This window comes from Ezakiella sp., assembly GCF_034180565.1.
Taxonomy (GTDB): domain Bacteria; phylum Bacillota; class Clostridia; order Tissierellales; family Peptoniphilaceae; genus Ezakiella.
Window position 1 is genome coordinate 1 of the sequence record NZ_JAXFOB010000001.1, and the last position, 20,562, is coordinate 20,562.

Here is a 20,562-nt window from a genome sequence, read left to right on the forward strand (position 1 = left end):
TATTATATTTTTTGGAAAGATAGTCTTTTCCATAGCCATCTTCGTTTTCTTTAATTATTTTTAATTTTTCTTCATATGTTATTTTATTCATTAAAATGCCCCCTTATTTCCGTGTCCGGATTTAAGGGGGCAGTACATATAACCGGTTCTTTTTTGTTGGATTTGTGATAAGGATATCATAATGAACGATTTTGCAATTGCGCCGTAGCGGGATGGCATACGTTGTGACGTACGGAACAACGATGTCCTCCCGCCCGTTTTTGTGCAAATAAAATCTGTATTATTATCAACAACGTTTAGTTAATATAATATAGATTCAGAAAAATCAATTTTCGCTCGACACACTGTTTCTTGTTCTCAATTTCTAAAATCATGTAAATACTTAATTCATTTCAAAATTAAAAATCTGATTGTTTTGTTTAATAAAAAAAGAAGCATTAAGTTTTTCGCTCCACAAATTACTCTATATATAAGGAAGATTTTATTTTTTTGTTTATTTTTAAAAGTGTAATATTTTATTCATTATTTCGCTTGACACGTCCGTGTGGTTTATGTTATTATATTCAGGTTGACACCGAGATTTCGTTTTTACAAGTTTTTTAAAATTTTTTAGATTTTTTTAAAAAATGCTTGTAATACGGTTTTCTTTGTGTTATAATATATAGGTGCCCGAAGTCGATGGCGTTGAAGGGAAAGGTGGCCAATCGTTTGAATTGGGAGATTTTCCCGGAGTATGCGAAGCCGGCGAGCTTTCGCGAAAACAATGACTTTTGTGGTTTTTCTTTTTAAGCGGAAGAGGAAACACCCGGATGAGTTGCTGTATTGACGTCGTATGTAAGGGCTATCATACGAAGGAGGGTAATATGAGCACAAAAAATAAAATCAGAATCCGTCTTAAGGCTTATGATCATGAGTTATTAGACAACTCTGCAAAGAGAATTGTGGAAGCTGCAAAGAGAACAGGCGTTGAGGTTTCAGGACCTATTCCTCTTCCTACTGAAAGAGAAATCATTACAATTTTGAGATCTGTTCACGTTAATAAGGATTCCAGAGAACAATTTGAGCAAAGAACTCATAAGAGGTTAATCGATATTTTAAATCCTAACCAAAAGACTGTAGACGCTTTGATGAAGTTGAATTTAGCTACAGGTGTGGATATCGAAATTAAGTTATAGGCTGTTAAGATTTATATGATTGAAGATCAATCCGCTATAAAATATGGAGGTGCTTTAGATGAAAGGCATAATGGGTAAAAAACTCGGCATGACACAAATTTTCGGAGAAACCGGAGAGTTGGTTGCCGTAACCGTTATTGAAGCAACACCGAATGTTGTTATTCAAAAGAAGACGGTAGATAAGGAAGGTTATGACGCAGTTCAACTGGGTTTCGAACCTATCCGTGAGAAGCTTGCAAACAAGCCGAAGAAGGGACATTTTGAAAAGGCCGGCGCTAAGCCGATGCGCTTTTTAAGAGAGTTTAAAGATGATTCTTTCCAAGAGTTAGAACTTGGAAGTGAAGTGAAGGTAGATATTTTCGAAGAAGGTAGTTTCGTAGATATCACAGGTATTTCTAAGGGTAAGGGAACACAAGGTGTTGTTAAACGCCACGGTTTCCAAAGAGGACGTGAAACACACGGTTCCAAGTTCCACAGAATGCCGGGTGGTTTGTCTGCAGGAACTTATCCTGGAAGAGTTTTTAAGGGCAAAAGAATGGAAGGTAGAATGGGTAATGAAAAGGTTACTGTTCAAAACCTCGAAATTGTACGCGTAGATGCAGACAAGAATCTTTTGCTTGTAAAGGGTGCGGTTCCGGGCGCAAGAAACGGTATGGTTCTTGTTAAGGCTGCGCTTAAGAAGTAAAGGAGGACGAAATGCCTAAGATAAAAGTTGTAGATATGACGGGCAAGGAACTTAGAGAAATTGAAATTTCAGAAAAGTTGTTTGCATCAGACATCAATGAAACCGCTGTTCATCAAGCTGTGGTAAATCACTTGGCAAACAGACGTCAAGGAACTCAATCTACCAAGACAAGAAGTGAAGTAAGAGGCGGTGGCAGAAAGCCATGGAGACAAAAGGGAACCGGTTCTGCAAGACAAGGTTCAACTCGTTCACCACAATGGAAGGGTGGCGGAGTTGTTTTTGCTCCGAAGGCAAGAGATTATTCATATAAGTTGCCGAAGAGTTTGAAGAAGGTTGCTTTGTCCTCAGCTTTGACAAGCAAGTTCAATGACGGCAAGATGATTGTTGTTGATGATATTAGTTTTGACGCACCGAAGACTTCAAAGATGGTTGAGTTATTCGATAAGTTGGGTGCAAGAAAGCCGCTTGTTGTTACGGAAAAGGTTGACAAGAATGTTTATTTATCAGCAAGAAATATAGAAAAAGCTGCGGTAACATATGCAGATTTAATCAATGTTTATGAGCTTTTGAAGCACGATAATTTGGTTATCAGTGAATCCGCACTCAAAAGAGTTGAGGAGGTATTTAACTAATGAACGCATATGATATTATTTTACGTCCTGTAGTTACAGAAAGGGCGATGGATGATTTAGCCGAAAAAAAGTATACTTTTAAGGTTTTAAAGACTGCTAATAAGACAGAAGTCAAGAAGGCTATTGAAACTATTTTCGGTGTAGATGTTGAAAAGGTTACTATTATGAATGTAACCGGTAAGAAGAAACGTCAAGGTATGACAGAGGGAAGAACTTCAGACTGGAAGAAGGCAATTATTAAGCTTACTCCGGAATCAAAGAGTATTGAGTTCTTCGAAAGCCTTGAGTAGCAGGAGGTTAGATTATGGGAATTAAAAGTTTTAAACCGACCTCACCTAGCCGTCGTCATATGACGGTTTCTACTTTTGAAGAAATCACAAAGAAGACTCCTGAAAAGAGTTTGGTTGTTTCTTTATCAAAGAATGCAGGTAGAAATTCAAAGGGTAGAATTACAATGCGTCACAGAGGTGGCGGTGCTAAGAAGAAGTATAGAATTATCGATTTCAAGAGAGATAAAGACGGAGTACCAGGTATTGTAAACGCTATTGAGTACGATCCGAACAGAAGTGCAAATATTGCTCTTATTTTCTATAAGGACGGGGAAAAGAGATATATTCTTCACCCACAAGGACTCAAGGTAGGCGATACTATTTTATCTGGTGAAGGCGCTGACATTAAAGTAGGAAATGCATTGAAGTTAAATGATATTCCGGTCGGTACTTTCATTCACAATATTGAGTTAAAACCTGGTAAAGGCGGACAACTTGCTCGTTCAGCCGGAAATGAAGCTCAACTTATGGGTAGAGAAGGTAAATATGCTCAATTGAGACTTCCTTCAGGTGAAATGAGAATGGTTCTCGGCGAATGCCGCGCAACTATCGGTTCTGTAGGAAATCAAGAACACGAACTTATCACTATCGGTAAGGCAGGAAGAAGCCGTAAGATGGGTAAACGCCCACATGTTAGAGGTTCAGCTATGAACCCTGTAGATCACCCGCATGGTGGTGGTGAAGGTAGAGCTCCTGTAGGACGTCCTGCACCTATGACACCTTGGGGTAAGAAGAGCCACGGTGTAAAGACACGTAAGAAGGGCAAAAAATCTGATGCAATGATTATCAGAAGAAGAACCAACTAGGGAGGAAAAATGGCTAGATCGATTAAAAAAGGACCTTTCGTTGATGAACATCTTATGAAAAAGGTTGAAGCATTAAACGAGAAGAATGATAAAAAAGTTATTAAGACATGGTCTAGAAGATCAACAATATTTCCGGAATTTGTAGGTCTCACAATTGCTGTACATGACGGAAGAAAGCATGTACCTGTATATATTACAGAAGATATGGTTGGCCACAAACTTGGAGAGTTCGTTCTTACTAGAACATTTAAAGGACATGCCGGCAAAGATGCTAAGACGGCAGGTATGTAGGGAGGAGTTCATATGAAGACAAGTGCAACTGCTAAATATGTAAGAATCAGTCCTAGAAAAGTACACTTTATCTGTCAAGAGATTCGTGGAAAGCAAGTGGACGAAGCTTTAGCTTTCTTGATGTTTACTCCTAAGAAGGGAGCACGCATTCTTTCAGATGTTTTAAAGAGTGCTGTTGCTAATGCTGAACATAATTTTGAAGCAGATAGAGAAAAATTGATTGTTAAGGAAGCTTTCGCAAATGAAGGCCCAAGGATGAAGAGATATCGTCCAAAGGCTAAGGGTAAAGCTTATCCTATTATAAAACGTACCAGTCACATTGGCGTTGTAGTCGCAGATGAGTAAAGGAGAGTTTGAATTATGGGTCAAAAAGTTAATCCACATGGACTAAGAGTTGGAGTTATCAAGGATTGGAATTCCAGATGGTTTGCAAATAAGAAAGACTTCTCCGACAATCTTATTGAAGATTACAAGATTAGAGAGTTTTTAAAGAAGGAATTATACCAAGCGGGAATTTCCAAGATTGATATAGAACGCGCAGTAAACAAGGTTAAGGTTTCAATTTACACACAAAAACCGGGTGTAGTTATCGGACGCGGCGGTGAAGGTGTTGAAACTTTGAGATTGAAGTTAAACAAGCTCACAGGAAAAGACGTTGTTGTAAGCGTTGAAGAAGTTAAGAATCCTGATGTTGATGCTCAATTGGTTGCAGAAAATATTGCAGCTGCTTTGGAAAGACGTGTTGCATTCAGACGTGCGATGAAGTCAGCTATCCAAAGAACTATGAGAGCCGGAGCAAAGGGTATTAAAACACAAGTTTCCGGTCGTTTAGGCGGAGCTGATATTGCAAGAGCTGAAAGATACAGTGAAGGTACAATTCCTCTTCAAACTATCAGAGCCGACATTGATTACGGTTTTGCAGAAGCAAACACAACATACGGCAAGATTGGCTGTAAGGTTTGGATTTACAAGGGAGAAGTTTTAAACGGCAAGCTTCCTGAAGTAAAACCGGTTGACGACGGAAGAAAGAGAAGAAGAAAGAGATTTGTCAAGGGACAATCTAATTAGCAGGAGGATATGTAATTATGTTGATGCCTAAAAGAGTCAAAAGAAGAAGAGTCCACAGGGGCAGAATGAAGGGCTTCGCAAACAAAGGTAATACTATTACTTACGGCGAATATGCTATTCAAGCTCTCGAACCTGCATGGATTACCTCCAACCAAATAGAAGCTGCACGTCGTGCTATGACAAGATATATTAAACGTGGCGGTAGTATTTGGATTAAGATTTTCCCGGATAAGCCGGTTTCAAAGAAGCCAGCTGAAACACGTATGGGTTCCGGTAAAGGAGCTCCGGAATATTGGGTAGCTGTTGTTAAACCGGGAAGAGTTATGTTTGAAATGGGCGGCGTTCCTATTGAAGACGCCAGAGAAGCTATGAGACTTGCCCAACACAAGTTACCAATTAAGACTAAGTTCATCACGCGTGATGATGTAGAAGCTAAAGGCGGTGAAGCTGATGAAGATTAAGGAAATTCGACAATTATCGGATCAAGAATTACAAGCTAAACTTCAAGAATTGAAAGCAGAGCTCTTCAATCTTCGTTTTCAAGCTGTAACCGGTGGTCTGGAAAATCCTATGAGGATTCGTATTGTTAGAAAAGAAATTGCAAAGATTAAGACTATTGAGAGCGAAAGAGCTCTTGGAATAAGGAAGGAGGCTTAAGGTTATGGAAAGAAATTTAAGAAAATCCAGGATCGGTATCGTTACAAGCGATAAGATGGACAAGACGATCACAGTTAAAGTTGAAACCAAAGTCGCTCACCCTGTTTATAAAAAGAGAATTAATCGTACAACAGTTTTTAAAGCTCATGATGAACAAAACCAAGCTAAGATCGGTGACAAGGTTCAAATTATGGAAACAAGACCTTTGTCAAAAACTAAGAGATGGCGCCTCGTTCAAATCATTGAGGAAGCACGTTAATTAAGGAGGAATTATGATACAACAAGAAAGTCGCATGAGAGTTGCTGATAACTCAGGTGCTAAAGAAGTCCTCGTTATTAAGGTTCTCGGAGGAACAAGAAGAAAGATCGCATCTGTTGGGGATATTGTAGTTGTTGCTGTCAAAAGTGCAACACCCGGCGGAGTTGTAAAAAAAGGTGATGTTCAAAAAGCTGTTATTGTCAGAACAGTTCGTCCTGTAAGACGTGCTGACGGCAGTTACATTTCTTTCGATGACAACGCATGCGTTATTATAAAAGATGACAAGAACCCGGTTGGCACCCGTATTTTTGGGCCTGTCACAAGAGAGCTAAGAAAAAATGATTTCATGAAGATCGTTTCACTTGCTCCGGAAGTACTATAAGGAGTTTCATATGAAGATTAGAAAAGATGATACAGTAATAGTAATTGCCGGTAAAGATAAAGGAAAAACCGGAAAGGTTTTGCGTTCTTTCCCACAAGAAAAGAAGGTTATTGTAGAAGGTGTAAATATTCAAGTTAAACACCAAAAACCTATGGGACCACAAAAACCGGGCGGACTTGTTAAGAGAGAAGGCAAGATTGATGTTTCAAATGTTATGTATTACGATACATCAGCAAAGAAGCGTTCAAGAATCGGCTATAAGTTCCTTGAAGATGGCACTAAAGTAAGATTTAGAAAATCTGATGGCGAAGTTATAGACTAGGAGGATGATATAGATGGCTCCAAGATTATTAGAAAAATATAAAAATGAAGTAGTTTCTCAAATGGTTGAGAAATTTGGATACAAGAATATAAACGAAGTTCCAAAGCTTGAAAAGATTACTTTAAACGTTGGTTTGGGTAAGGCAAAGGACAATCCGAAGATGTTGGATGCAATTGTAAAGGAATTGGCTCTTATTTCAGGTCAAGCTCCTGTTGTAACCCACGCAAGAAAGTCTATTGCTAACTTTAAACTTCGTGAAGGTATGAAGATAGGTGCAAAGGTTACTCTAAGAGGCGACAAGATGTATTACTTCTTAGATAAGTTTGTAAATATCTCTTTGCCACGTGTTAGAGACTTCAGAGGGGTTAGCGACAGAAGTTTTGACGGTCGTGGAAACTATGCTACGGGTGTCAGAGAACAATTGATTTTCCCTGAAATCATTTATGACGAAGTTGAAGAAATACACGGTATGGACATCGTTATTGTTACAACGGCTAAGACAGACGAGGAAGCAAAAGAATTACTAAGACTTCTCGGCATGCCGTTTAGAAAGTAAGGAGGATTTTAATGGCAAAGAAATCAAAGATAGCAAGTCAAAAGAGAACTCCTAAATTCTCTTCAAGACAATACAATCGTTGCAAGATTTGTGGAAGACCACACGCCTATCTAAGAAAATATGGTATCTGCCGTATTTGTTTTAGAGAACTCGCTTACAAGGGTGAAATTCCTGGAGTAAGAAAGGCAAGCTGGTAAGCTTTGAAGGAGGTAAATTATGTTAACTGATCCTATTGCAGATATGCTTACGAGAATTAGAAATGCAAATAGCCAAAGGCACGAATTCGTAGACATTCCGGCTAGTAAAATTAAAGTTTCGATTGCTGAAATTCTAAAAGATGAAGGTTACATCAAGGATTTTGAAGTTCTTGAAGACGGAGTTTCTAAGACAATTCGTATTGCTTTGAAATATATTAATAGTAAAGAAAGAGTTATTTCAGGAATTAGAAGAATTTCTAAACCTGGTTTAAGAATTTATGTAAATTCAACTGAACTGCCAAGAGTTTTAGGCGGACTCGGTATTGCCATTATTTCCACATCTAAGGGAATTATGACAGACAGAGACGCTCGTGCTCAAAAGGTTGGCGGCGAAGTTATTTGCTACGTATGGTAAGGAGGAAATTATGAGTAGAATCGGATTAAAACCAATTGCAATTCCTTCAGGCTGTACTGTAGATATTAACGACAGAACTGTTAAGGTTAAGGGACCTAAGGGAGAACTTTCTTTTACAGCTGTTAAGGAAATGAGTTTTGAAATTAAAGATAATGAAATCCATGTAATCAGAGCTGACGAAACAAAAAGAGTCAGAAGTCTTCACGGTTTGACAAGAAGTCTTGTTGCAAATATGGTTGAAGGTGTTACAGAAGGATTTAAGAAGGAATTAAAGATTATCGGAACCGGTTACAGAGCTAATATGAACGGTAAAAAATTGGGTCTTACCCTCGGTTTTTCACATCCACTCGATGTTGAAGTTCCTGCAGGTTTGACTGTTGAAACACCGGACAACTTAACTATTGTAATTTCAGGTGCTGATAAACAACAAGTCGGACAATTTGCGGCTCTTGTAAGAGGTTACAGACCACCTGAACCTTATCTAGGAAAAGGTGTTCGTTACGTCGATGAACATGTACGTCGTAAAGTCGGTAAGACAGGTAAGTAGGAGGTCTTTTAAATGATAAAAAAAGTTGATAAGAATCAAACTCGTATAAAAAGACATCTTCGCGTAAGAAACAAGGTAAACGGTACTGCTGAAAGACCAAGACTTTGTGTTAGAAGAAGTTCTAAACATATTTACGCTCAAATCATTGATGATGTTGAAATGAGGACACTTGCTGCTGCTTCATCCCTAGACAAGGAATTGGGTCTTGAACACACAGGAAACAAAGAAGCTGCTAAAAAAGTTGGCGAACTCATTGCAAAGCGTGCTATTAGTAACGGCATCAAGGAAGTAGTATTCGACAGAGGCGGATATGTTTACCACGGTCGCATTAAAGAATTGGCTGAAGGCGCTAGAGAAGCCGGACTCGACTTCTAGAAGGAGGTATTACTTTGACTGAGAGAATTAATCACGAAGAACTCGATTTACAAGAAAGAGTTGTTGCAATCAACAGAGTTTCAAAGACTGTTAAAGGTGGTAAGAACTTCAGATTTGCCGCACTTGTTGTTGTCGGAGACCAAAAGTCTCACGTCGGCGTCGGAATGGGTAAAGCACTTGAAGTTCCTGAAGCTATCAGAAAAGCTGTTGCTGATGCAAAGAAAAATATGATCGAGGTTGTTATTCAAGATACAACAATTCCACACGAAATCATCGGAAGATACGGTGCAGGCAGTGTACTTCTAAAGCCTTCCAAAGAAGGTACCGGAGTTATTGCGGGAGCAGCTGTTCGTGCAGTTTGTGAACTTGCAGGTATCAAAGATATTCGTACGAAATGTTTAGGAAGTAACAACCCAAGAAACGTTGTTAATGCAACAATGAACGGCCTACAATCTTTGAAACGTCCTGAAGACGTTGCAAAGATGAGAGGCAAAACATTGGATGAAATATTAGGTTAGGAGGCGTCTTATGGCTACAATTAAAATTAGACAAAAGAGAAGTCTCATCGGTAAACCCGAAAGTCACAGAAGGATTGTTAAAGCTTTAGGTCTTCACAGAATCGGCCACGTAGTTGAAACAACCGATACTCCACAAATTAGAGGAATGATCAACAAGGTTCAACACATTGTTGAGGTTATTGACTAGGAGGGAATTATGGATCTAAGTAATTTAAAAGGACTTAAGAGAACTTCCAAGAAAAGAGTTGGAAGAGGAATCGGTTCAGGAATGGGAAAAACTTCTACTCGCGGTATGAAGGGGCAAAATTCCAGAAGCGGTGGAGGCACACGTCCGGGATTTGAAGGGGGCCAAATGCCACTTTTCAGACGTTTGCCGAAAAGAGGATTTAAAAACATATGGAGAACAGATTATTCAATCGTTAATGTTTCTGATCTTGAAGCATTTGACAACGGTCAAACAGTTGACAAGGCTGCAATGATCGAAAAAGGACTTGTACACAGAAGTGTAGGTGCTATTAAAATTTTAGGCGAAGGGGATTTATCCAAAAAGCTTAATGTAAAAGCACAAAAGTTCAGCAAGTCTGCACAAGAAAAGATTGAAAAAGCTGGTGGAACAGCTGAGGTGATCTAATGTTTAAAACATTAAGAGACGCATGGAAAGTTAAGGAAATAAGAAACAAAATGCTCTATACGCTATTTTGTCTCTTTATTTTCCGTTTAGGAAGTCATATACCGGCTCCATTTATTGACAAGACACAAATTGCAAAGATTTTCGAAAGTGCGGGACAAAGCGTCCTCGGATTTTTGGACTTGATGGCCGGAGGTTCACTCTCCAATATGAGTATATTTGCCATGAATATATATCCATATATCACGGCGTCAATTATCATCCAACTTCTCACAGTTGCAATTCCTAAACTTGAAGAACTTGCAAAAGAAGGAGAAGAAGGAAGAAGAAAACTCAACAGTATTACAAGAATTACAGGTGTTGTTTTGGCACTCATCCAATCGATGGGTACAGTATTCGGCCTCTACAGCCAAGCTGTTACAGCAACCGGATTTATTCAAAACTCACTTATCATCATAACACTCGTAGCCGGTACAAGTTTCCTTGTATGGCTTGGAGACAGAATTACAGAAAACGGAGTAGGAAACGGTATTTCACTTATAATCTTCGTTGGTATCGTTGCAAGATTACCTGAAACATTGATGAAAAACTTCAGACTTGCACAAGCAGGTGTAACATCATGGATTGCTGTTATCATTTATCTTTTGATTATGGTTGCTATCGTTGCATTTGTTGTTATCATCCAAGAAGGTGAAAGAAGAATTCCTGTTCAATATGCAAAACGTGTTGTCGGAAGAAGAGTTTACGGCGGACAAGCAACACATATTCCTATCAAGGTTAATATGGCTTCAGTTATGCCTGTTATCTTCGCATCAACATTCATGCAAATTCCTGCAACAATTGCTCTTTTCTCAAAGGGCGGTTTTGGAAACTTCCTACGCAATTGGTTGACACAAGACGGTAAATTCGGATTTTGGATTTACCTTATAATAAACTTTGTGCTTATTATATTCTTTACGTATTTCTACAACGCAATTCAATTTAACACAGTTGAATATGCAAAGAATATTCAATCACAAGGCGGATTCATTCCTGGAATCAGACCTGGAAAACCGACAAGTCAATACCTCTCAAGAACTGTTAACAGAATAACATTCATCGGTGGTCTTGCACTTGCTATTTTATCAACATTACCGCTACTATTATCACACTTCTCAAACCTTGACGTTGCTTTCCAAGGAACAGGGATGATCATCGTGGTAGGTGTTGCACTTGAAACCGTAAAACAAATTGAAGCACAAATGACCATGCGTCACTATAAAGGATTTTTAGGCTAATATGAGACTAATATTATTAGGTGCACCGGGTGCCGGAAAAGGTACCCAAGCTATAGAAATTAAAGAAGAATTAAATATTCCGCATATCTCAACAGGTGACATCTTCAGAGCAAATATCAAAGATGGCACAGAGCTTGGAAAAAAAGCAAAGGGATATATGGATGAAGGAAAACTTGTTCCTGACGAGCTGACAATTGAACTTGTGAAAGACAGACTAAGAAAAGACGATGCGAAAAACGGCTTTTTACTTGACGGATTTCCAAGAACAATTCCTCAAGCCGAAGCGCTTGACGGATTTTTGAAAGAAGAAGGAATCAAGCTTGACAGAGTTGTTAATATAGATGTAGACAAGAGTGTTCTACTTGACAGAATCACGGGTCGCCGTGTATGCAAAGATTGCAAGGCAAGCTTCCACATTGCCTTTAATCCTCCGAAAAAGGAAAACGTTTGTGACCACTGCGGAGGAGAGCTCATTCAAAGGGCTGATGATAATGAAGAAACGGTTAAAAATCGTATAGGTGTGTACGAAAAAGAAACCAGTCCATTAATCGACTATTACAACAAACAAGGACTTGTCCTTAACATTGATGGAAACAAGAGTCCAAAAGAAGTTACAAAAGAAATCTTCGAGGGTCTTAAGTAATCAATGATAGAGAAGATAGTACCCGGACAAATTGTTAGAAGCAAGGCAGGTCACGATATGTTCAAACATTTTGTGATTGTAGAAGTAGTTGATAATGATTTTGTATTAATATCCGACGGAAAAACCAGAAAACTGGAAAAGCCCAAGAAAAAGAAAATCAAACATTTGGCTATTTTAAATGACAATGCTTTTAAAGACGAAACATTTTCGTTAACAAACAAAAACTTAAAGAAACTAATGCAAAGGTACAACGAGGGGGACAAGTATTAATGTCAAAAAAGAATACTATTGAGGTTGAGGGCGTTGTTGTAGATGCTCTCCCTAATGCTATTTTTAAAGTAAAACTTGATAATGGTTATGAAATTATCGCGCATATTTCCGGAAAATTAAGAATGCACAACATTCGTGTTTTGCCGGGAGATAGAGTAAACTTGGAACTATCTCCATACGATCTTACCAAGGGCAGGATCACTTGGAGAAACAAATAATTAAGGGGATGAAATAAAGATGAAAGTAAGACCATCCGTAAAGAAAATTTGCGACAAATGCAAAATTATTAAAAGAGGCGGAAAAGTAATGGTAATCTGTGAAAACCCTAAACATAAACAAGTACAGGGTTAAGGAGGCTAATTAATATGGCAAGAATTGCAGGTATCGACCTTCCTAGAGATAAAAGAATCGAAATCGGTTTGACATATATCTATGGAATCGGTAGAGTTACTTCAAAGAAAATTTTGATAGATGCCGGAGTTGATCCGGATATTCGTGTACGTGATTTGACTGAAGCAGATGCTGCTAAAATCAGAACTGCTATGGAACACATAAAAGTTGAAGGGGACCTTCGTCGTGATGTCGCTCTAAATATAAAGAGACTTCGCGAAATCGGTTCATACAGAGGTCAACGTCACAAGAGAAGTCTTCCGGTAAGAGGACAAAGAACAAAGACAAACGCAAGGACAAGAAAAGGTCCGGGACAAGCTGGTAAGAAATAAGGAGGGGTAAATCTTGGCAACTAATAAAGGAAAGGCTGTTAGAGTTAAAAAAAGAGCCAGAAAAAATATAGAAAAAGGTCAAGCGCATATCTCTTCATCATTTAACAATACAATGGTATCTTTGACAGATATGCAAGGTAATCTGATTTCATGGGCAAGTGCCGGAGGACTCGGATTTAGAGGCTCAAGAAAAAGTACTCCATTTGCTGCACAAGAAGCTGCTGAAACTGCTTCAAAGAAAGCAATGGAACATGGTTTAAAGACGGTGGAAGTTTATGTAAAAGGACCTGGTTCAGGAAGAGAAGCTGCTATCAGAGCTCTTCAAGCATCAGGACTTGAAGTTACATCAATCAAAGACGTAACACCTATTCCACATAACGGATGCAGACCTCCTAAACGTAGAAGAGTTTAGGGATTAATCTTGCAAGGAGGGAACCTTATGGAAATTGAAAAGCCTATTATCGAAATTTTAGATATGAGCGAGGACAAGAGCTACGCTAAAATCTCTATCGAGCCGCTTGAAAGAGGATATGGAACTACTTTAGGAAACTCAATGAGAAGGGTACTTCTATCAAGTCTTCCGGGAAGCAGCATTTCTAATATTCGAATTCAAGGAGTTCTTCATGAATTTTCAACCATTGAAGGGGTTTATGAAGATGTTCCGGAAATTATTCTAAATATAAAGAACTTGGCTATAAAAAGCTATACAAAAGAACCACAAAAACTTCTTATCGACGTAAAGGGACCGAAGGAAGTTACAGGGGCGGACATTATAACGGGAACGGACTGCGAAATAATCAATAAAGATTTAAAAATCGCAACCGTAAACAAAAATGGACACCTAGTCATTGAAATGGACCTTACACACGGCAGAGGTTATGTGCTCCAAGAAAAGAATAAAGAAGCTTTAAAAGAATCCACATCCATAGGGGATATTCCAATCGACTCAGAATTTACTCCGGTAAGAAAAGTGAATTTCAAAATTGAAAACACTAGAGTCGGACAAATTACAGACTATGACAGACTTGTTTTGGAAATTTGGACGAATGGAACCATAAACGCGGATGAAGCGGCCTCCTTGGGCGCAAGAATTTTAATCGAACATTTAAGTCTCATAAGCGGTCTGTGTGAAAATATGGACCAAGGTGGGATATTAAAATTAAGAGACGATCGTGCAAAGCAAAGATATTTGAAGATGTCAATTGAAGAACTTGACTTGAGCGTTCGCTCATTCAACAGCTTGAAGAGAGCAAACATCAACACGGTTGCAGAACTTACTGAAAAGTCGGAAGACGATATGTTAAAAGTCAGAAACCTTGGAAGAAAAAGTTTGGAAGAAGTCATCAACAAATTGGCTGAATACGGTCTTAGTTTAAAAGAAACTGAAAGTTAAGGAGGGTTATTAATGGCACAAAGAAAGCTTGGCAGAAGATCTGACCACAGAATGGCAATGCTTAGAAACCTTACAACCTCTCTATTATTAAATGGACGTGTTGTTACAACCGTCACAAGAGCGAAAGAAGTTAGAACAACTGCTGATAAAATGATTACTCTTGGAAAAAGAGGAGATCTTCATGCAATGAGACAAGTTAACTCTTTCCTATTTAATAAAGAAGCGGCAAAAAAGGTTTTCACTGAATACAACACTAAATATGCCGACAGAAAAGGTGGATACACAAGAATCATTAAAACAGGTGTTCGTCGTGGCGACGCAGCTGAAATGTGTATTATTGAATTGGTATAAGATGTTAATAGATAAAAGGGGCGGGTATGCTCCTTTTTTTATTTGCGGCTTATTTGCAGTCTATTTTGCGACCTGCTTGCAAACTTTAATTATTTGATTGCTCGGAGTGCAATTGAGCACACCTGCGCAATCAAAAATTAAGTTTGCGGCGCATCTCATCAAAATATCCTCGCAAATAACGGCGAAGATTAATTGTAGAAAATTGTAAACGCCGCCGTAGCGGGACGGTTCTACGAATCCTCCCGCCTAAACACCTGCGCAATCAAAAATTGAGTTTGCGGCGCATTTCATCAAAATATCCTCGCAAAGTGGGGAGAATATTTGCGGATCTTTCCGCGATAAACACTTGATTCAATATTTTAGTCGCTGCGACGTACTTGCCAGTACGTCTCGCTCCTAAAATATTTCATCTAAGCGTTTCTCATCGAAAATCTCTCGCAAATAACAGCGGAGATTAAATGTAGAAAATTGCAAACACCGCCGTAGCGGGACGGTTTTTTTGTGTGAAAAGGCGTACCACCGCAAATGATGTGCAATATAAATTTAGAAAAATTAAAAATCTAATTTTTGAAAATACGTTTAATAAGTAATGATAAGATTATTAAATAATAGTATGTCTAGAAATAAATCAAACACTATGACTTGATTTTTTTTTGAAAAGGTTTATAATAAATATAGATTAATATTATTTTAATATTAAAATTGATTGTTAATAAAGTTAATTTTATATAGGACAGGTTTTATAAGTTTAAAGACAGGTAGGAGAGTTTTGCAAGAAGAATACAAGCCGGACACAAAATTTATAATTATGGATTATCTAAATCATTGGTATAGTTTTGTCAGTAGAAATTTGAAAAAGATTTAGAAGAAATTTTAGAATTTTAAGGAGAAGAAATATTATGGAAGAATATAAACCGGAAGTGAATTTGATTGAGTGGGAGACAATAAGACAATTAATATTAGCGCTTATTTTAGTATTATTTGCGGTTTCTCTTTATAAGGATATTGCTATAAGAATGCCGGTAAATAAACTCGGGAATACTTTGTTTGATGCGGAGTATGCCGAGCGTGTTGGAGACGAAAGCAAAAAATACGCTTTCGAAAATGAAGACCAGAGGTTATTTATATCTCATACAGACATAGAACTTTATGATTTGGAAGGCGAGTATAATTTCTATGATGAAAATGGAAAGCTTTTGGAAAAATTCGAAATCTACAATTCTTCCGAAGGACTTGTAATAAAAAAAGATAGATTTTTGCACAAAAGTTTATTTGCAAAGATAGAGTTTAAAGAAATGTAGGATTATAGTTAAAAGGAGAGTAAAATGCAAAGAAAATTTAGAGAAAGAGTATTGATATTTTTATCGATATCTATGGCATCAATGCTATTTGGTTGCGGTTCAAATAATGGTATGGAGGAAAAATCAAAGAGCGATGATTTTAAAAATTTTGAGGTCAGCTTTTACAAAGAACAGTTGGCGGATGATTTCTACAATAACGGCGATTGGTTTTTTGTAAATGATGAAGTTTTTAAAGAGAATTTCTTCGAACTGCAAAAGGATGGAAAGCCGAAATTGAGCGAAAATCTTTCGAGCAAAGTGGAATGTAAAATAAAAAAAGCGGACAGCTATAAAATTGTATTTCCGGAAAATGAATTGATTGGACAGTGGACGATTGAGGACGGTGTGGAAGCAAAGGAAATGGTTTATTATATTCCGGGAGACGTAAGAGATGAGTTTAAAACCGGACCGACAGGCAAATCGACTGTAAACCATCAATTCTATATTGAGAATGCCAAGGATATCAAGAGTATAAGATTTAAGCTTTTGGATAGAAAAGATGTGAACGCGGAAGATTCCTTTGATGAAGCGGAAGGAAAGATAGAAGTTGTTTTTGAAGTAGAATAAGAGGGATTATTTGCGGTCTATTTGCGGTTATTTGTGGTCTATTTTGCGACCTGATTGCAAACTTCAATTATTTGATTGCTCGGAGTGCAATGAGCACACCTGCGCAATCAAAAATTGAGTTTGCGGCGCATTTCATCAAAATATCATCGCAAATAACGTTGGGGTATTTGCGGCTCTTTTCGCGATAAAATTGAATGTAGATTGTAGAAACTGGTAAACACCGTACGTAGCGGCGACCAGTTTTTTTATCCATCGAACAGAAATCTTTGATTTCGTCGTGAGATGAGATAAAAAGGTGTATCGCCGCCAAGATGGAGAATAGGCGGAAAAATTTTTAAAAACAAACAATGATGGGTGTAATTATAAATTGAATTAATTGTTGGATTTACATTATATACACACACCGTTGTTGGTAATAATACATATTCAATGTACACAAAAATGGGCGGGAGGACACACAGTGCCATCCCGCTACAACACGTACATACGCATATACAATCGTTAAAACAAAAACATTGTTATGAATCTGAATGCAATAATTTATGTAGAAATACGTACACGCCGTCAGTAGCGGCGACCAGTTTTTTTATACATCGAACAGAAATCTTTGATTTCGTCGTGAGATGAGATAAAAAGGTGTATCGCCGCCAAGAGGGAAAATGGGTGATGGGTTTTGGCAATTTATTTTGCGAATATAGGTGTTTGAATTATTTTTGTTTTTGGTTATATATTATATAGGCATATCGTTGTTGGTGGGGTTGTAAATTGAATGAGATTTATATATGGCGTGAGGACATCGTTACTCCTTACGTCGTAACGTATGCCGTCACGCTACAGGTGCGTTTGCGAATGTAAATATTGTTAAGGCAAGATATTTTTTTATAAATGGGAATGTGATAAATTATGTATAATTAAATAAATGCCACAATGAGGAATATAGAAAATATAAAACAATTAACACCTCACAAAACAATCTCGCAACTCTCCCATACCCCAATATCAATCTATTAATTATTTTGATGTAAGTTTTATGCTTGTAATCACATTTTAAAAGTGTTAGAATTAAAATTGTAGAAGAAATTTGAAAGATGAGCTTTCAAAATGTTTTAAGGAGGATTTTATGGATAGAGAAATTACGAAAGACATGCTCAAAGAGTTCAAAGAAAATTATGATAAGAACTTCAGCAGGATGTCTCAAAATGCGGTTGCATCAGTTGGTATTATGGATGCGTCCATAAATTATGAATTGGTAAATAAAAATCCGAATGTTTTTTCAAAGGAATTGAAAATCGGAAAGATTACAAATCAAAAGCAATCGGGTAGATGCTGGATGTTTGCCGGTTTAAATACTTTAAAGGTGAGCGTTTTGAAGAATTTCAATCTTCAAGATATTAGATTTTCACACAATTATCTTTATTTTTTCGACAAGCTCGAACGTGCAAACCAATATTTGGACGATGTTATTGAGTTGAAGGATAGAGATTTGGATGACAGATTAAATAGAAATGTTGTTTTTTATGCTGCAGATGATGGCGCATGGTGGACAACTTTCCAACGTCTTGTCTCAAAATACGGAATTGTTCCTGAGTATGCATATCCGGATTCAAAGAATGTAAGTCGCACAAATGATTTGATTGACAATCTCGACAAGAGATTAAAGATTGCGGCAAAGGATATAAGAGATGCTTTTAAAGACGGCAGAGAATCCGAAATCGAATGTATCAAGGAAAAGGCAATGAAGGATGTTTATAGAATTACTGCGATTTCATTGGGCGTTCCGCCAAAGAGATTTGACCTTTGCGTAAAAGACAAGGACAATAAATTGATTGAAAGAAGAAATATTTCTCCGATTGAATTTTACAATGAATTTTTCAAAGAAGATGTTTCGGAATATGTTGAACTTGGAAATTATCCGGGCAAAAACAAGGAAGAAAATGTGCTTTATGAAAGAACTTTCATTCAACAAAGAATCGGCGGCAGTTTGAGATATGTCAATGTTTCGATTGCAAGAATGAAGGAAATTGTTATGTCGATGATCGATGCCGGCGAACCTGTTTGGTTTGCGTGCGACGTGGGCAAGGATTCTTTGATTTCAAGAGACGGTCTTGACACGGGATTTATGCTCTACAATATTCTCGACAGAGATTCACTTTTTGGAGTTGACACAAAGACGAACAAGGTCCAAAGAATTGAAACTCGCGAATCCGAAGCGACACACGCTATGGTTATTGTGGGATATGATAATTCTTCAAAGGGACTCAGATTTAAGGTTCAAAATTCATGGGGCGAAAAGGCAGGACTTGCAGGCTATCTTGTTATGGATGAAGAATGGTTTGACAACTATGTCTACGAAATCATTCCTAAAAAATCTTTCCTTAACAAGGAAGAACTTGCTGCATTTAACAAAGAACCTGTAAAACTACTACCTTGGGAACTCTAGGAGGAAATTATGACGAGATTAAGTATTGATAAAATAAATGAATATGAAAAAGAATTTTTAGAAGACAAGAGAAATATCGTTGCAATGAACGCCGCAACATACAACGGAGTTCAAAAGGTTGCAAGAGATGTGAATGCGCTGAAAGATGAGCCGTTCGCTTTTAATGTGGATATTAAAAACGGAGACGTTACAAACCAAAAGAAATCGGGCAGATGCTGGATGTTTGCTTCGATGAATGTTTTGAGAAATATCGTGATTAAAAAGTTCAATCTTGAAAACTTTGAACTTTCACAAAGCTACACATTGTTTTGGGACAAACTCGAAAGATGCAACTACTATATGGAAGCGGTAATCGAAAAGGCAAATGAACCACTCGAAGACAGAGTTATGGACTATCTTATGACGGACTTGTTGTCGGACGGCGGACAATGGGATATGTTTGTGAATATCGTAAAAAAATACGGACTTGTTCCGAAATATGCATATCCTGAATCTCAAACCTCATCTGCAACTGTTCAACTGAACAAATATCTCTGCAAAATTATGAGAAAATACACGACCGAGCTTAGAGAAAAAGTACAAAATGAAGGTGTGGAAAAGGCAAGAGAATTAAAAGAAGAAGTTTTGAAAGACGTCTACAATGTTTTAACCTCAACTCTCGGAGAAATCCCGGAAAAATTTGACGTGGTTCTTCACGACAAAGACGGAAAACTTATCGAAGACAAGGGAATGGATGCGCACAGCTTCTTTGACAAATATATCGGCGCTGACATTGACGACTACGTTTCCCTAATCAACTCGCCGACCGAAGACAAACCTTTCAACAAAACATATACAATAAAATATCTTGGAAACATTGTTGAAGGAAGAATTGTAAAACACTTGAACCTTCCTATCGAAGAACTTAAAAAAGCTGCCGTAAAACAATTAAAAGACGGATATCCTGTTTGGTTCGGTTGCGACGTCGGACGTTCTTCAATCGTTGAAGACGAAAGAGCAATCCTCGACACAAAAGCTGTCGACTACGAAACCCTCTTTAACGTCGACTTGAAACTCTCGAAAGAAGACGCCCTCGACTACGGCTACTCAATGATGACACATGCAATGACCTTCACCGGAGTTCAAATGGATGGCAATGAAGCTCTAAGATTTAAAGTCGAAAACTCATGGGGAGAAAAATTCGGGTACAAAGGTCACTTTGTCATGACCTCCGACTGGTTCGACAAATACGTCTACCAAGTCGTCGTCAACAAAAAATACCTAACCGAAAAATCGAGAAAAGATTATGAGAAAGAGCCGAAGGAGTTAAAACCTTGGGATCCGATGGGCTCCCTCGCATAAAATTCTTGCTAAAATTGCGAAAAAGGCTTGTTTCGCCCCCACTCTCATTGCGACGTGCGTTTAAGCACGTCTCACTCGAGTGGTGACTGTACTACGCCTTTTTCATCAATTTTATCTAAGAATTTGGTGAATATATATAATTAAAAATACCTCTCGACGTACATTTTAAGTACGACTCGAGGTATTTTTTTCTTTCATCCCACAATCTCATCAAATTTAGAGTGCAATTTGGTATAATGATCATTCTTGCTAAAATGGCGACTAACTTGCTTTTCAGAAGTTCCCAACCTGCGACGTATTTACCAATACGCCTCGGTTGGTCGCTTCTTCCAAAGCGGCGTTATTCATCCATTTTAGCGAAGAATTTTAGTTAGGT

34 protein-coding genes are annotated in these 20,562 nt (G+C 37.9%); all 34 read left to right on the plus strand.

What is annotated here, in order from left to right; translation table 11 throughout:
- Positions 1–863: 863 nt before the first annotated feature.
- Positions 864–1,175 carry a 30S ribosomal protein S10 gene (gene rpsJ / locus SPI61_RS00005; RefSeq protein WP_321136075.1) on the plus strand — a complete coding sequence of 104 codons (312 nt, stop codon included), beginning with the start codon at positions 864–866 and terminating at the stop codon, positions 1,173–1,175.
- A gap of 58 nt (positions 1,176–1,233) precedes the next feature.
- Positions 1,234–1,860 carry a 50S ribosomal protein L3 gene (gene rplC / locus SPI61_RS00010; protein ID WP_321136076.1) on the plus strand — a complete coding sequence of 209 codons (627 nt, stop codon included), beginning with the start codon at positions 1,234–1,236 and terminating at the stop codon, positions 1,858–1,860.
- 11 nt (positions 1,861–1,871) lie between these two features.
- Entirely contained in the window at positions 1,872–2,492 is a 621-nt protein-coding gene (gene rplD / locus SPI61_RS00015) for a 50S ribosomal protein L4 (protein WP_321136077.1), read from the plus strand.
- Positions 2,492–2,782 (plus strand): 50S ribosomal protein L23, encoded by a 291-nt coding sequence (gene rplW, locus SPI61_RS00020; protein WP_321136078.1) that lies wholly within the window; start codon positions 2,492–2,494, stop codon positions 2,780–2,782. Before rplD ends, rplW begins: the two co-directional genes overlap by 1 nt.
- Positions 2,783–2,796: 14 nt before the next feature.
- Positions 2,797–3,627, plus strand: coding sequence for a 50S ribosomal protein L2 (gene rplB, locus SPI61_RS00025; RefSeq protein WP_321136079.1), 831 nt, complete (start codon positions 2,797–2,799; stop codon positions 3,625–3,627).
- 9 nt (positions 3,628–3,636) lie between these two features.
- Positions 3,637–3,918, plus strand: a complete 282-nt coding sequence (gene rpsS, locus SPI61_RS00030) for a 30S ribosomal protein S19 (RefSeq protein ID WP_321136081.1) — start codon at positions 3,637–3,639, stop codon at positions 3,916–3,918.
- Positions 3,919–3,930: 12 nt separating this feature from the next.
- Positions 3,931–4,263 (plus strand): 50S ribosomal protein L22, encoded by a 333-nt coding sequence (rplV, locus tag SPI61_RS00035; RefSeq protein ID WP_321136082.1) that lies wholly within the window; start codon positions 3,931–3,933, stop codon positions 4,261–4,263.
- A 15-nt stretch (positions 4,264–4,278) separates the two neighbouring features.
- Positions 4,279–4,986, plus strand: coding sequence for a 30S ribosomal protein S3 (gene rpsC, locus SPI61_RS00040; RefSeq protein ID WP_321136083.1), 708 nt, complete (start codon positions 4,279–4,281; stop codon positions 4,984–4,986).
- A gap of 17 nt (positions 4,987–5,003) precedes the next feature.
- Positions 5,004–5,447 carry a 50S ribosomal protein L16 gene (gene rplP / locus SPI61_RS00045; RefSeq protein WP_321136084.1) on the plus strand — a complete coding sequence of 148 codons (444 nt, stop codon included), beginning with the start codon at positions 5,004–5,006 and terminating at the stop codon, positions 5,445–5,447.
- Positions 5,437–5,643: a 50S ribosomal protein L29 gene (gene rpmC / locus SPI61_RS00050; RefSeq protein ID WP_321136085.1), complete on the plus strand. Its 207-nt coding sequence runs from the start codon at positions 5,437–5,439 to the stop codon at positions 5,641–5,643. Before rplP ends, rpmC begins: the two co-directional genes overlap by 11 nt.
- A 4-nt stretch (positions 5,644–5,647) precedes the next feature.
- Positions 5,648–5,902, plus strand: a complete 255-nt coding sequence (rpsQ, locus tag SPI61_RS00055) for a 30S ribosomal protein S17 (protein ID WP_321136086.1) — start codon at positions 5,648–5,650, stop codon at positions 5,900–5,902.
- Positions 5,903–5,915: 13 nt separating this feature from the next.
- On the plus strand, positions 5,916–6,284 hold the full coding sequence (gene rplN, locus SPI61_RS00060; RefSeq protein ID WP_034547860.1) for a 50S ribosomal protein L14: 369 nt from the start codon (positions 5,916–5,918) through the stop codon (positions 6,282–6,284).
- Between the two features lie 10 nt (positions 6,285–6,294).
- A complete protein-coding gene (gene rplX / locus SPI61_RS00065) occupies positions 6,295–6,606 on the plus strand; it encodes a 50S ribosomal protein L24 (RefSeq protein ID WP_034547857.1) in 312 nt (103 codons plus the stop codon).
- 13 nt (positions 6,607–6,619) lie between these two features.
- Positions 6,620–7,162 (plus strand): 50S ribosomal protein L5, encoded by a 543-nt coding sequence (rplE, locus tag SPI61_RS00070; RefSeq protein ID WP_321136087.1) that lies wholly within the window; start codon positions 6,620–6,622, stop codon positions 7,160–7,162.
- 11 nt (positions 7,163–7,173) lie between these two features.
- The gene (locus SPI61_RS00075; protein WP_034547852.1) at positions 7,174–7,359 is read left to right on the plus strand and encodes a type Z 30S ribosomal protein S14; all 186 of its coding nucleotides are present in this window, start codon (positions 7,174–7,176) and stop codon (positions 7,357–7,359) included.
- 16 nt (positions 7,360–7,375) lie between these two features.
- Complete coding sequence (gene rpsH / locus SPI61_RS00080; protein ID WP_321136104.1) at positions 7,376–7,774, plus strand: 30S ribosomal protein S8; 399 nt, start codon at positions 7,376–7,378, stop codon at positions 7,772–7,774.
- Between the two features lie 10 nt (positions 7,775–7,784).
- A complete protein-coding gene (gene rplF / locus SPI61_RS00085; protein WP_321136088.1) occupies positions 7,785–8,321 on the plus strand; it encodes a 50S ribosomal protein L6 in 537 nt (178 codons plus the stop codon).
- Between the two features lie 12 nt (positions 8,322–8,333).
- On the plus strand, positions 8,334–8,696 hold the full coding sequence (rplR, locus tag SPI61_RS00090; RefSeq protein ID WP_321136089.1) for a 50S ribosomal protein L18: 363 nt from the start codon (positions 8,334–8,336) through the stop codon (positions 8,694–8,696).
- Between the two features lie 14 nt (positions 8,697–8,710).
- On the plus strand, positions 8,711–9,214 hold the full coding sequence (gene rpsE, locus SPI61_RS00095; protein WP_321136090.1) for a 30S ribosomal protein S5: 504 nt from the start codon (positions 8,711–8,713) through the stop codon (positions 9,212–9,214).
- A 10-nt stretch (positions 9,215–9,224) separates the two neighbouring features.
- A complete protein-coding gene (gene rpmD, locus SPI61_RS00100; protein WP_321136091.1) occupies positions 9,225–9,401 on the plus strand; it encodes a 50S ribosomal protein L30 in 177 nt (58 codons plus the stop codon).
- Positions 9,402–9,410: 9 nt separating this feature from the next.
- A complete protein-coding gene (gene rplO / locus SPI61_RS00105; RefSeq protein ID WP_321136092.1) occupies positions 9,411–9,845 on the plus strand; it encodes a 50S ribosomal protein L15 in 435 nt (144 codons plus the stop codon).
- Positions 9,845–11,119, plus strand: a complete 1,275-nt coding sequence (gene secY, locus SPI61_RS00110; RefSeq protein ID WP_321136093.1) for a preprotein translocase subunit SecY — start codon at positions 9,845–9,847, stop codon at positions 11,117–11,119. Before rplO ends, secY begins: the two co-directional genes overlap by 1 nt.
- Before the next feature lies 1 nt (position 11,120).
- Positions 11,121–11,762, plus strand: a complete 642-nt coding sequence (locus tag SPI61_RS00115; protein WP_321136094.1) for an adenylate kinase — start codon at positions 11,121–11,123, stop codon at positions 11,760–11,762.
- A gap of 3 nt (positions 11,763–11,765) precedes the next feature.
- Complete coding sequence (locus SPI61_RS00120; RefSeq protein ID WP_321136095.1) at positions 11,766–12,032, plus strand: hypothetical protein; 267 nt, start codon at positions 11,766–11,768, stop codon at positions 12,030–12,032.
- Positions 12,032–12,250, plus strand: coding sequence for a translation initiation factor IF-1 (gene infA / locus SPI61_RS00125; protein WP_034547830.1), 219 nt, complete (start codon positions 12,032–12,034; stop codon positions 12,248–12,250). The genes SPI61_RS00120 and infA overlap by 1 nt, the downstream gene beginning before the upstream one ends.
- 19 nt (positions 12,251–12,269) lie before the next feature.
- Complete coding sequence (gene rpmJ / locus SPI61_RS00130) at positions 12,270–12,383, plus strand: 50S ribosomal protein L36 (protein ID WP_034547827.1); 114 nt, start codon at positions 12,270–12,272, stop codon at positions 12,381–12,383.
- A 14-nt stretch (positions 12,384–12,397) separates the two neighbouring features.
- Entirely contained in the window at positions 12,398–12,754 is a 357-nt protein-coding gene (gene rpsM / locus SPI61_RS00135; RefSeq protein WP_321136096.1) for a 30S ribosomal protein S13, read from the plus strand.
- Positions 12,755–12,767: 13 nt separating this feature from the next.
- Positions 12,768–13,166, plus strand: a complete 399-nt coding sequence (rpsK, locus tag SPI61_RS00140) for a 30S ribosomal protein S11 (RefSeq protein WP_321136097.1) — start codon at positions 12,768–12,770, stop codon at positions 13,164–13,166.
- 27 nt (positions 13,167–13,193) lie between these two features.
- Positions 13,194–14,147: a DNA-directed RNA polymerase subunit alpha gene (locus tag SPI61_RS00145; protein WP_321136098.1), complete on the plus strand. Its 954-nt coding sequence runs from the start codon at positions 13,194–13,196 to the stop codon at positions 14,145–14,147.
- Positions 14,148–14,159: 12 nt separating this feature from the next.
- A complete protein-coding gene (gene rplQ, locus SPI61_RS00150) occupies positions 14,160–14,498 on the plus strand; it encodes a 50S ribosomal protein L17 (protein WP_321136099.1) in 339 nt (112 codons plus the stop codon).
- Between the two features lie 899 nt (positions 14,499–15,397).
- Positions 15,398–15,799, plus strand: coding sequence for a hypothetical protein (locus SPI61_RS00155; protein WP_321136100.1), 402 nt, complete (start codon positions 15,398–15,400; stop codon positions 15,797–15,799).
- A gap of 24 nt (positions 15,800–15,823) precedes the next feature.
- A complete protein-coding gene (locus SPI61_RS00160) occupies positions 15,824–16,405 on the plus strand; it encodes a hypothetical protein (protein ID WP_321136101.1) in 582 nt (193 codons plus the stop codon).
- A 1,120-nt stretch (positions 16,406–17,525) separates the two neighbouring features.
- A complete protein-coding gene (locus SPI61_RS00165) occupies positions 17,526–18,845 on the plus strand; it encodes an aminopeptidase C (protein ID WP_321136102.1) in 1,320 nt (439 codons plus the stop codon).
- Positions 18,846–18,854: 9 nt separating this feature from the next.
- On the plus strand, positions 18,855–20,186 hold the full coding sequence (locus SPI61_RS00170) for a C1 family peptidase (RefSeq protein ID WP_321136103.1): 1,332 nt from the start codon (positions 18,855–18,857) through the stop codon (positions 20,184–20,186).
- Positions 20,187–20,562 lie beyond the last annotated feature (376 nt).

What these genes read in the sequence shown, in the direction of transcription:
- rpsJ (WP_321136075.1), top strand. Translation starts at nt 864, where the DNA reads ATGAGCACAAAAAATAAAATCAGAATCCGTCTTAAGGCTTATGATCAT.
- rplC (WP_321136076.1), top strand. Translation starts at nt 1,234, where the DNA reads ATGAAAGGCATAATGGGTAAAAAACTCGGCATGACACAAATTTTCGGA.
- rplD (WP_321136077.1), top strand. Translation starts at nt 1,872, where the DNA reads ATGCCTAAGATAAAAGTTGTAGATATGACGGGCAAGGAACTTAGAGAA.
- rplW (WP_321136078.1), top strand. Translation starts at nt 2,492, where the DNA reads ATGAACGCATATGATATTATTTTACGTCCTGTAGTTACAGAAAGGGCG.
- rplB (WP_321136079.1), top strand. Translation starts at nt 2,797, where the DNA reads ATGGGAATTAAAAGTTTTAAACCGACCTCACCTAGCCGTCGTCATATG.
- rpsS (WP_321136081.1), top strand. Translation starts at nt 3,637, where the DNA reads ATGGCTAGATCGATTAAAAAAGGACCTTTCGTTGATGAACATCTTATG.
- rplV (WP_321136082.1), top strand. Translation starts at nt 3,931, where the DNA reads ATGAAGACAAGTGCAACTGCTAAATATGTAAGAATCAGTCCTAGAAAA.
- rpsC (WP_321136083.1), top strand. Translation starts at nt 4,279, where the DNA reads ATGGGTCAAAAAGTTAATCCACATGGACTAAGAGTTGGAGTTATCAAG.
- rplP (WP_321136084.1), top strand. Translation starts at nt 5,004, where the DNA reads ATGTTGATGCCTAAAAGAGTCAAAAGAAGAAGAGTCCACAGGGGCAGA.
- rpmC (WP_321136085.1), top strand. Translation starts at nt 5,437, where the DNA reads ATGAAGATTAAGGAAATTCGACAATTATCGGATCAAGAATTACAAGCT.
- rpsQ (WP_321136086.1), top strand. Translation starts at nt 5,648, where the DNA reads ATGGAAAGAAATTTAAGAAAATCCAGGATCGGTATCGTTACAAGCGAT.
- rplN (WP_034547860.1), top strand. Translation starts at nt 5,916, where the DNA reads ATGATACAACAAGAAAGTCGCATGAGAGTTGCTGATAACTCAGGTGCT.
- rplX (WP_034547857.1), top strand. Translation starts at nt 6,295, where the DNA reads ATGAAGATTAGAAAAGATGATACAGTAATAGTAATTGCCGGTAAAGAT.
- rplE (WP_321136087.1), top strand. Translation starts at nt 6,620, where the DNA reads ATGGCTCCAAGATTATTAGAAAAATATAAAAATGAAGTAGTTTCTCAA.
- SPI61_RS00075 (WP_034547852.1), top strand. Translation starts at nt 7,174, where the DNA reads ATGGCAAAGAAATCAAAGATAGCAAGTCAAAAGAGAACTCCTAAATTC.
- rplF (WP_321136088.1), top strand. Translation starts at nt 7,785, where the DNA reads ATGAGTAGAATCGGATTAAAACCAATTGCAATTCCTTCAGGCTGTACT.
- rplR (WP_321136089.1), top strand. Translation starts at nt 8,334, where the DNA reads ATGATAAAAAAAGTTGATAAGAATCAAACTCGTATAAAAAGACATCTT.
- rpmD (WP_321136091.1), top strand. Translation starts at nt 9,225, where the DNA reads ATGGCTACAATTAAAATTAGACAAAAGAGAAGTCTCATCGGTAAACCC.
- rplO (WP_321136092.1), top strand. Translation starts at nt 9,411, where the DNA reads ATGGATCTAAGTAATTTAAAAGGACTTAAGAGAACTTCCAAGAAAAGA.
- secY (WP_321136093.1), top strand. Translation starts at nt 9,845, where the DNA reads ATGTTTAAAACATTAAGAGACGCATGGAAAGTTAAGGAAATAAGAAAC.
- SPI61_RS00115 (WP_321136094.1), top strand. Translation starts at nt 11,121, where the DNA reads ATGAGACTAATATTATTAGGTGCACCGGGTGCCGGAAAAGGTACCCAA.
- SPI61_RS00120 (WP_321136095.1), top strand. Translation starts at nt 11,766, where the DNA reads ATGATAGAGAAGATAGTACCCGGACAAATTGTTAGAAGCAAGGCAGGT.
- infA (WP_034547830.1), top strand. Translation starts at nt 12,032, where the DNA reads ATGTCAAAAAAGAATACTATTGAGGTTGAGGGCGTTGTTGTAGATGCT.
- rpmJ (WP_034547827.1), top strand. Translation starts at nt 12,270, where the DNA reads ATGAAAGTAAGACCATCCGTAAAGAAAATTTGCGACAAATGCAAAATT.
- rpsM (WP_321136096.1), top strand. Translation starts at nt 12,398, where the DNA reads ATGGCAAGAATTGCAGGTATCGACCTTCCTAGAGATAAAAGAATCGAA.
- SPI61_RS00145 (WP_321136098.1), top strand. Translation starts at nt 13,194, where the DNA reads ATGGAAATTGAAAAGCCTATTATCGAAATTTTAGATATGAGCGAGGAC.
- rplQ (WP_321136099.1), top strand. Translation starts at nt 14,160, where the DNA reads ATGGCACAAAGAAAGCTTGGCAGAAGATCTGACCACAGAATGGCAATG.
- SPI61_RS00155 (WP_321136100.1), top strand. Translation starts at nt 15,398, where the DNA reads ATGGAAGAATATAAACCGGAAGTGAATTTGATTGAGTGGGAGACAATA.
- SPI61_RS00160 (WP_321136101.1), top strand. Translation starts at nt 15,824, where the DNA reads ATGCAAAGAAAATTTAGAGAAAGAGTATTGATATTTTTATCGATATCT.
- SPI61_RS00165 (WP_321136102.1), top strand. Translation starts at nt 17,526, where the DNA reads ATGGATAGAGAAATTACGAAAGACATGCTCAAAGAGTTCAAAGAAAAT.
- SPI61_RS00170 (WP_321136103.1), top strand. Translation starts at nt 18,855, where the DNA reads ATGACGAGATTAAGTATTGATAAAATAAATGAATATGAAAAAGAATTT.